The organism is Rhizobacter sp. P2_D12 (assembly GCF_056404395.1).
In genome coordinates, this window is sequence record NZ_JBFUEB010000199.1 from 1 (window position 1) to 6,008 (window position 6,008).

Sequence of the window (6,008 nt, forward strand, 5' to 3'; positions counted from 1 at the left end):
CACCACCACCGTGCACACGCCGGTGAAGAAACCCGGCCGGAAGTGCCCTTCCAGGATGTCGGCCAGCGCCGCGTCGGGCACCACCTTGAAGGCCTGCGGCTGCGGATACAGCTCGCGCTCGTCGGGCGCGAACACGATGTCGCAGCCGGCACCCTGCAGCAGCTCGCTGTCGCGCGCCAGCGTGCGCGGGTAGCGGTCGAAGTCCTCATGCGGCGCGAACTGCAGCCGGTTCACGAAGATGCTCGCCACCACCGGCAGCCCGTGCCGCCCGGCCTGCCGCACCAGCGCCAGGTGTCCGTCGTGCAGGTTGCCCATCGTGGGCACGAAGGCGCACGCGCCGGGCGTGCCGAGGGCCGCGCGCAGGTCGGCGATCGTGTGGACTGTCTTCATCGATTGACTCAGTAACCGTGGAGCGTGTCGTCCGGGAAGCGGCGCGCCTTGACGTCCGCCACGTAGCGCGCGATCGCGTCGCCGATGCCCGCGCTGCCATCCATGAAGTTGCGCACGAAGCGCGGCAGCTTGCCCTGCGTGATGGCCAGCATGTCGTGCAGCACCAGCACCTGGCCCGAGCAGCCGACGCCGGCACCGATGCCGATCACCGGGATGTCGAGCGCGTCGGTGATCTGCTTGGCGACGGCCGACGGCATCAGCTCCAGCACCAGCATCGCCGCGCCCGCATCGGCCAGCTCGCGCGCATGGCGCAGCAGCGTGGCCGCGGCCTCGTCGTTGCGGCCCTGGATGCGGTAGCCGCCCAGCGCATGCACCGACTGCGGCGTCAGCCCCAGGTGCGCGCACACCGGGATGCCGCGCTCCACCAGAAAGCGCACGGTGTCGGCCGTCCAGCCGCCGCCCTCGAGCTTGACCATCTGCGCACCGGCCTGCATCAGCACCGTCGAGCTCGCCAGCGCCTGCGCCGGCCCCTGCTGGTAGCTGCCGAACGGCAGGTCGCCAATCAGCCACGCCCCGCGGTTGCCGCGCGCGACGCAGCGCGTGTGGTACGCCATCTCGTCCAGCGTCACCGGCAGCGTGCTCGGCTGGCCCTGCAGCACCATGCCCAGCGAATCGCCGACCAGCAGGCAGTCGACACCGGCCGCATCGAGCAGCCGCGCGAAGCTGGTGTCGTAACAGGTCAGCATCGCGATCGGCTCGCGCGCCGCATGCATCTCGCGCAGCCTGTGCAGCGTCACCGGCTTGCGGCCGGCGGGCGCGTCGGGGACGGTGTGGCTGCTCATGCCGTGCGCATCCCCAGCTTGTCGAGCAGCGCGCGGTCGGCCTGCACGTCCGGGTTGCCGGTGGTCAGCAGCTTGTCGCCGTAGAAGATCGAGTTGGCACCGGCCGTGAAGCACAGCGCCTGCACCGCCTCGCCCAGCTCCTGGCGCCCGGCCGACAGCCGCACGCGCGCCTTCGGCATCGTGATGCGCGCCACCGCGATGGTGCGCACGAACTCCAGCGGATCGAGCTTGGCCGCGCCGTGCAGCGGCGTGCCTTCGACCTGCACCAGGTTGTTGATCGGCACCGACTCGGGGTACGGATCCAGGTTGGCCAGTGCACCGATCAGCCCGGCGCGCTGGGCCCGCGTCTCGCCCATGCCGACGATGCCGCCGGCGCACACCTTGACGCCGGCCCCGCGCACGCGCTGCAGCGTGTCGAGCCGGTCCTGGTACTGGCGGGTGCGCACGATGTCGCCGTAGAACTCGGGCGCGGTGTCCAGGTTGTGGTTGTAGTAGTCGAGGCCCGCATGCTGCAGCTGCTCGGCATGGCCGTCTTCCAGCATGCCCAGCGTCGCGCAGGTCTCCAGGCCCAGCGCCTTCACCGCGCTCACCAGCTCGGCCACCTTCTCGATGTCGCGGTCCTTCGGGCCGCGCCATGCGGCACCCATGCAGAAGCGCGAGGCGCCGGCGGCCTGCGCGCGGCGCGCCGCGTCGAGCACCGCCTCGGTCTCCATCAGCTTGCCGGCCTCGACGCCGGTGTCGTAGCGCGCCGCCTGCGGGCAGTAGCTGCAATCCTCCGGGCAGCCGCCGGTCTTGATCGACAGCAGCGTCGACAGCTGCACCTCGGCCGCATCGAAATGCTGGCGGTGCACCGTCTGGGCACGGAACATCAGTTCGGGGAAAGGCAGCTCGAACAAGGCCTCGATGTCGGCCACCTGCCAGCGGTCGGTCGGCTGGGCCGTGTGGGCGGCGCGGGTGACGAGGTGCACCGGTGCTTCTTGGATCGTCATGCTCGGGGTCGGGCAGTGAGGGTGGCGCAGTCTAAACGCCTTGCGCCCTGAAATTGGTCAGGCCAATTTCCCCGGATTCGCATCCGGGTCACGACACCGTTTGCGTCAGGCCGGCTGGTAGGCCAGGCGCACGTAGATCGGCGCAAAGGCCTCGGCCTGCGTGATCTCGAGCAGGTGCTCGCGTGCCAGCTCGAGCATCGCGATGAAGGTCACCACCAGCACCTGCGGGCCGCGCGTCAGGTCGAACAGGTCTTCGAACATCGCGAACTTGCGGCCCTGCAGCCCGCGCAGCACGATGCTCATGTGCTCGCGCACGCTCAGCTCCTCGCGCGTGATCGTGTGGTGCTGGTTCAGCTTGGCGCGCTTCAGGATGTCGGCCCAGGCGGCGCGCAGCTCGTCGATCTCGACGTCGGGGAAGCGCGGCGTCAGCGATTGCTCGATCGTCACCTGCGCACGCAGGAAATCGCGGCCCAGCACCGGCAGCCGGTCGAGCCCGGCAGCCGCCAGCTTGATCTGCTCGTACTCCAGCAGGCGGCGCACCAGCTCGGCCCGCGGGTCTTCCGGCTCCTGGCCCTCCGCCGTCTTCTTCGGCGGCAGCAGCATGCGCGACTTGATCTCGATCAGCATCGCCGCCATCAGCAGGTATTCGCTGGCGAGCTCGAGGTTGGTCTTGCGAATCTGGTCGACATACGCCAGGTACTGGCGCGTCACGCTGGCCAGCGGGATGTCGAGGATGTTGAAGTTCTGCTTGCGGATCAGGTAGAGCAGCAGGTCGAGCGGGCCTTCGAAGGCTTCGAGGAAGACCTCCAGCGCATCCGGCGGGATGTACAGGTCGGTCGGCATGGTGAACAGCGGCTCGCCGTACAGGCGCGCCACCGCCACGTGGTCGACCACGGTGGGCGCCGCCGCGTCGGGCGCCGCCTGCGCCAGGGCCTCTTCAGTCACTGTCTGCTCGCTGCTCAGCCCGGGGCGTCAGTTGCGCGTCTGGTACACGTAGGGCTGCTGCGGAACCCGGGCATCGCGGTATTCGCTCTCGGCGTCGCGGTCGACCGGCGTGTCCCACAGCAGGCCACGGCCCTCGCGCATCCTGTCGGACAGCGTGGGATCCTTGGCCTTCAGCTCCTCGATGAACGAGGTGGTGTCGGACTTGTAGGCTTTCCAGAAGAGCGGCATGGTCGGGGCCAGGTGGAGCGGGAAAGGGCGGATTTTAGCCGGCTGTCGCCTGCGCCGCGATCCAGGCCCGCGCGGCGGCCTCGGCATCGGCCAGTTCGGGCAGGATGCGCTCCACCCCCAGCTCGGCGTCGAAGCCGGCCCGGCGGATCAGCGACAGCGGCTGCTCGTCCACCCCGGCCAGCAGCAGCGCGATGCCGCGCCGCGCCAGCGCCCGCTGGCACTGCGCCAGCGCGTCCAGCCCGGAGGTGTCCATCGACAGCATGCGCCGCAGGTCCAGCACCACCGCGCGGGTGCCGGCGTGCACGCGGTGGGGCAGCCCTTCGAGCTTGCCCACCGCACCGAAGAACAGCGGGCCGCTGAGCGCGAACACCTGCACGCCCGGTGCGCCGACGTCGCGCGGCTCGACGCGGAACAGCGTGCTCATCCGGTAGATGAAGAACACGCAGGCCAGCACCAGCCCGAACTGCACCGCCACCGTCAGGTCGAACACCACCGTCAGCAAGAAGGTGCCCAGCAGCACGGTGCGGTAGTGCAGGCTGAAGCGGCGCAGCCGCGCGAACTCTCGCCATTCGCCCATGTTCCACGCGACGAACAGCAGGATGCCGGCCAGCCCGGCCAGCGGCACGTGCACCGCCAGCGGCGCGGCCACCAGCACCACGGCCAGCAGCGTCAGCGCATGCACGATGCCGGCCACCGGGCTGGTGGCGCCGCAGCGCACATTGGTCACCGTGCGTGCGATCGTGCCGGTGGCGGGGATGCCGCCGAACAGCGGCGCGATCATGTTGGCCAGGCCCTGGCCCATCAGCTCCTGGTTCGGATCATGGCGCGGCAGCTCGCTCAGGTTGTCGGCGACGCGTGCGCACAGCAGCGATTCGACCGCGCCGAGCAGCGCGATCGTCAGTGTCGGGATCAGCAGCTGCTGTGCGCTGGCCCAGCTGAACGGCGGCAGCGCGAGCTGCGGCAGGCTTTGCGGGATGCCGCCGAAGCGCGAGCCGATGGTCTCGACCGGCAGCTGCAGCAGGGCGGTGGCCAGCGTGGCCAGCACCAGCGCGACGATGGTGGCCGGCACGGCCTTCCAGGCCCGGGGCCACAGCGCGACCAGCGCCAGGCAGCCCAGGCCCAGCGCCAGCGCGGCGGGGTTCAGGCTGCCGGCGTGCGACGCGAGCGCACCCACCTGCGTGAAGAAGTCGGCCGGCAGCTTCTCGATCTGCAGCCCGAACAGGTCTTTCAGCTGCGACAGGCCGATCAGCACCGCGATGCCGTTGGTGAAGCCGATGATGATGGCCACCGGGATGTAGCGCACCAGCACGCCGAGCTTCAAGGCACCCATCGCGAACAGCAGCACGCCGGCCAGCGCGGTGGAAATCAGCAGGTTGGTCAGCCCGTAGCGCTCGACGATGCCGTAGACGATGACGATGAAGGCGCCGGCCGGCCCGCCGATCTGCACGCTGGAGCCGCCCAGCGCCGAGATCAGGAAGCCGGCGACGATGGCGGTGAAGATGCCTTGCTCGGGCTTGACGCCGGAGGCGATCGCGAAGGCCATGGCCAGCGGCAGCGCGACCACGCCGACCGTGATGCCGGCGGACACGTCCTTCCAGAAGCGCGTGCGGTCGTAGTCGCGCAGCGTCTCCAGCAGGCGGGGGCGGAACGGGTGCAGGTGCAGGCGCATGAAACCGCCAGTATCGCGCGGTCCTTCCGCGGCGCCCTATGATCTGCGGCAACAAAGCCACAGCGCCAGCGATGTCCGAGCGAGATGACGATGTGCCGCGGGTGCAGGAGACGCTGGAGCGGCGGGTGCTGCAGTTCTCCGACGCCGAGATCCAGAGCCGCATGCAGCTGCGCGACCCCGACGCGCTCGACCTGCAGTACACGCGGCTGATGATGGGCTTCCTGCTGTTCGCCCCGGCGCCGGCACGCATCGCGATGATCGGGCTGGGCGGCGGCTCGATCGCCAAGTTCTGCCACCGCCACCTGCGCCGCACGCGGCTGGACGTGGCCGAGGTCAACCCGCAGGTGGTGGCCTTGCGCGGGCGATTCCAGGTGCCGCCGGACGACGATCGGCTGTCGGTCAGCGTGGTGGACGGGGCGCGGTTCGTGGCCGATGCCGTGGAGCGCTACGACGCGCTGCTGGTCGATGGTTTCGACCGCCATGGGCTGCCGCGGCAACTGTGCTCGCAGCGCTTCTACGACGATGCCGCCGATGCGCTGCAGCCGGGCGGCGTGCTGGTGGCCAACCTGCATGCCTTGCATGCCGAGCAGCCGGTGTGGCTGGAGCGCATCCGGCGCAGCTTCGGGCACGAGCCGCTGGTGGTGCATGACGACGACCGCAGCAACTGCGTGGTGTTTGCGTGCCGGGGTGGGTTGAGACGGGTTCGGGGTGCGTTGCGATGCCCGCCGGGCCTGGCGTCGGCGTTCGCTCGCATTGCTTCCCGGATTGACATCCGGGCTTGTATGTTCCGTCTGCACCCCCAGACGCAGCGGATGAGGGTGTCGGGATGGAGGGACGATCCGGGCCATCTGCCGTCAGCAGCGGACAGACCACCGTAGTGATTCCCCATTTCGTTCGCCCAAGCGTCGATGAGGAACGCAGCCGCAGCAACCCCGGTCGTGAGAC

The 6,008-nt window shown here is 70.0% G+C and carries 7 protein-coding genes; 1 reads left to right on the forward strand and 6 read right to left on the reverse strand.

The window, feature by feature from the left end; all coding sequences use genetic code 11:
* From AC1DYN_RS31335 to AC1DYN_RS31360, 6 genes are all read right to left on the reverse strand, one after another.
* The coding region (locus tag AC1DYN_RS31335) for a pantoate--beta-alanine ligase (RefSeq protein WP_477966510.1) at positions 1-390 on the reverse strand (390 nt) is incomplete at its 3' end.
* 8 nt (positions 391-398) lie between these two features.
* Positions 399-1,232 (reverse strand): 3-methyl-2-oxobutanoate hydroxymethyltransferase, encoded by an 834-nt coding sequence (gene panB, locus AC1DYN_RS31340; RefSeq protein WP_477966512.1) that lies wholly within the window; start codon positions 1,230-1,232, stop codon positions 399-401.
* Complete coding sequence (gene bioB / locus AC1DYN_RS31345) at positions 1,229-2,221, reverse strand: biotin synthase BioB (protein WP_477966514.1); 993 nt, start codon at positions 2,219-2,221, stop codon at positions 1,229-1,231. The genes panB and bioB overlap by 4 nt, the downstream gene beginning before the upstream one ends.
* 105 nt (positions 2,222-2,326) lie before the next feature.
* Entirely contained in the window at positions 2,327-3,166 is an 840-nt protein-coding gene (locus AC1DYN_RS31350; protein ID WP_477966516.1) for a segregation and condensation protein A, read from the reverse strand.
* Between the two features lie 27 nt (positions 3,167-3,193).
* Positions 3,194-3,394 (reverse strand): DUF3460 family protein, encoded by a 201-nt coding sequence (locus tag AC1DYN_RS31355; protein ID WP_477966518.1) that lies wholly within the window; start codon positions 3,392-3,394, stop codon positions 3,194-3,196.
* 34 nt (positions 3,395-3,428) lie between these two features.
* Complete coding sequence (locus AC1DYN_RS31360) at positions 3,429-5,063, reverse strand: SulP family inorganic anion transporter (RefSeq protein ID WP_477966520.1); 1,635 nt, start codon at positions 5,061-5,063, stop codon at positions 3,429-3,431.
* A gap of 71 nt (positions 5,064-5,134) precedes the next feature.
* Here AC1DYN_RS31360 and AC1DYN_RS31365 point away from each other — a divergent pair, with 71 nt between their 5' ends.
* The gene (locus AC1DYN_RS31365) at positions 5,135-5,941 is read left to right on the forward strand and encodes a spermine/spermidine synthase domain-containing protein (protein WP_477966522.1); all 807 of its coding nucleotides are present in this window, start codon (positions 5,135-5,137) and stop codon (positions 5,939-5,941) included.
* Positions 5,942-6,008: the final 67 nt, after the last annotated feature.